At 75.3% G+C, this 1642-nt stretch carries 3 protein-coding genes; 2 read left to right on the top strand and 1 reads right to left on the bottom strand.

Features of this window, described 5'->3' with window-relative positions:
- Window positions 1-374, top strand: a 374-nt coding sequence (locus B8460_RS11740; RefSeq protein ID WP_048861787.1) for a dienelactone hydrolase family protein, incomplete at its 5' end; no start/stop codon positions are given.
- A 19-nt stretch (window positions 375-393) separates the two neighbouring features.
- Here B8460_RS11740 and B8460_RS11735 read toward each other — a convergent pair.
- Entirely contained in the window at window positions 394-900 is a 507-nt protein-coding gene (locus tag B8460_RS11735; RefSeq protein WP_048861786.1) for a DUF805 domain-containing protein, read from the bottom strand.
- A gap of 142 nt (window positions 901-1042) precedes the next feature.
- On the opposite strand from B8460_RS11735, the gene B8460_RS11730 reads away from it, so the two are divergent.
- The coding region (locus B8460_RS11730) for an isocitrate lyase/PEP mutase family protein (protein WP_048861785.1) at window positions 1043-1642 on the top strand (600 nt) is incomplete at its 3' end.

Below are 1642 nucleotides of genomic sequence, written 5' to 3'. Positions count from 1 at the left end.
GCGGCTGGGCGGTGCTGCGCGCCGTGCTGGCCGACGCGCCGGCCGCCGCGCAACAGCCGCCCTTCGCCGCCGCGATCGCCTTCTACCCGGCGTGCAACCCGCCCGCCGCGCCGCTGGTGACCGACACGCTGGTGCTGATCGGCGCCGCCGACGACTGGACCCGCGCGGCACGCTGCGAGGACTGGGTGCGGGGCGTGACGAAACAGGGGCACACGGCCGACATCGACGTCTATCCCGGTGCCGGACACGGCTTCGACCGCGCGGGACCGGCGCATCTCGTCGCCGGCCACCAGATCGCCTACGACCCGGCGGCCGACCACGCGGCCGAGGCGGCGGCGCGCGCCTTCCTGCACGCGCATCTCGGCGGCTCCTGACCCCGCCCGCCCTGCGCTTTCAGCCGGCCACCGCCGGCCCGGCGCCCGGCGCGTCGGGTCCCATTTTATCGGTCCCGGCCGGATCGGGCGCCACCGGATCAGGCCCCAGCGGATCGGGTCCAAAGCGGTTCGGCCCGTGCGTGCCGCGCAGGAAGCCGAGTTCGACCGCCAGCCACACCCAGCCGAACACCGGGATCAGGTAGAACAGCTGATACCAGCCCGACCGGTCGCGGTCGTGCAGCCGCTTGACCGAGGCGGCGAGCGACGGCCACAGCGTCGCCGCCGTATAGATCGTGTCCACGACGTGATGGCGGCCAAGCCACCAGTCCAGTCCGCCCGCGACGAGACCGCCGGCCGTCAGCGGCAGCGCGTACCACAGCCAGAACGCCCGCCGCCCGATCCGCCCGTCGAGGCTGAACCAGTCGCTCGCCACATAGGGCTGCGCCGTCTGGATCGCCCGCCCGCAGACCGGGCAGGACAGCGCCGCGTCGCGCATCTGCTGGCCGCAAGCCGGACAGTAGATCATGGCGTCCACCCCCGCGCGGCGCCGGGCATCGCTTGGGTCCGTGCCCGTCCGTCGTCCTTCGCGCCTGCCGGGCAACCATAGCGCGCCTGTCGCCGGCGCGGGCCACGTAGTATCGCCCCCCCACCCGACAGGAGAGCATCCGATGACCGCTGCCGACCGGCGTGCCCGCTTCCGCGGCCTTCTGGCCGGGGAGGGCTGCCTCGCCCCCGCCTCGGTCTATGACCCGCTCTCGGCGCGCATCGCCGCCGATCTCGGCTTCCCCTGCGCCATGCTCGCGGGCTCGGTCGCGGCGCATGTCGTGCTCGGCGCGCCGGACCGGATGCTGCTCAGCCTGACGGAGTTCGCCGACCTCGCGCGGCGCATCACCCGCGCGGGCGCCCCGCCGCTGCTGGTCGATGCCGATCACGGCTACGGCAACGCCCTCGGCGTCATGCGCGCGGTGGCCGAGCTGGAGGCGGCGGGCGTCGCCGCGCTGACGATCGAGGACACGGCGCTCCCCGCGCCCCACGGCGTCGGCGGCCCGAGCCTGATCCCGCTCGCCGAGGGCATCGGCAAGATGCGCGCAGCCGTCGCCGCCCGCACCGACCCGTCCCTGGTGATCGTCGCGCGCACCGGCGCCTGCGCCATCACCGGGCCGGAGGACGCGGCGCTGCGCCTCGCCGCCTATGCCGATTGCGGCGTGGACGCGGTGTTCCTCGCCGGGCTGAAGACCCGCGCGGCGCTCCAGGCGATCACCGCCGCC

It is taken from the genome of Acidisphaera rubrifaciens HS-AP3 (assembly GCF_000964365.1).
Taxonomy (GTDB): Bacteria; Pseudomonadota; Alphaproteobacteria; order Acetobacterales; family Acetobacteraceae; genus Acidisphaera; species Acidisphaera rubrifaciens.
The sequence above is the reverse complement of the archived record's forward strand: the minus strand, read 5'-3'. Positions and strand labels throughout refer to the sequence as shown.

Coding starts and splice junctions, on each gene's coding strand:
- B8460_RS11735 (WP_048861786.1), bottom strand. CDS start 900: ATGATCTACTGTCCGGCTTGCGGCCAGCAGATGCGCGACGCGGCGCTG.